The sequence below is a fragment of the uncultured Streptococcus sp. genome, from assembly GCF_901875575.1.
GTDB lineage: Bacteria > Bacillota > Bacilli > Lactobacillales > Streptococcaceae > Streptococcus.
Genome location: NZ_CABFMF010000050.1, coordinates 1 through 723, shown reverse-complemented (window position 1 = coordinate 723; position 723 = coordinate 1). Strand labels below are relative to the sequence as shown.

Sequence of the window (723 nt, the reverse complement as noted above, 5' to 3'; positions counted from 1 at the left end):
TCTTTAATCAATTGACTGTAAGCAACAAATCCGAACTGTTCATAAAATTGAATGACTTTAGGATGATTGATACTATCTAAAAATACCATCTGAGTTCCTACAATTGCTCGAAATTCTTCAATTTTTTGAATTACAATTTCAAATAACTCTTGTCCTGATAGTTTATTTAGCTTTGTGTTTTTGCCGAATTGACCGATAAGTAACACAGGGAGATAATCAATATTTTTGGGACTTTTCCCTTTTAGGACGAGTTTCTTTTTTAAGGATTTCTCTAAATCAGAAATATCAACAACTTTGAGAGATAAACTAAAGAATCCTATGATGTTATTTGTTTCAGTTTCTTCAACGATAAAATTACGAGAACGATGTTGTTTTTCAAAATTGGGAGCTTTATCAGATAGATAAGTCAACATCTCTTCATTACCGTTGAAATCAACATTTTCTAAAATGATAGTTTTAAATAGCTCCTGAACTTGTTTCTCAGTTTTATCAGGAGCTAGCACTTGAATATTTTCAAGATATTGCTTAAGTGGTGTTACTTGAATTGTCATCTTACAGATACTTTGAAATGAGTTTATTTTTCGTTGGAGCGGTAGCGTCCTGTGATTCAATAGATTTCAAGACTGCTTGTAGCTTTTTAGATGGTTTATGATTAAGAATTTTTAGAGCATCTTCGTTTGTTAGTTTTATATCACGTGTTAAACTGATTGTAGCCATTTGTTC

1 protein-coding gene is annotated in these 723 nt (G+C 31.0%); it reads right to left on the bottom strand.

Translation table 11 applies throughout. The features are described 5' to 3' along the window. The coding region (locus tag QZ114_RS08170; protein ID WP_295501855.1) for a hypothetical protein at positions 1-551 on the bottom strand (551 nt) is incomplete at its 3' end. Positions 552-723 lie beyond the last annotated feature (172 nt).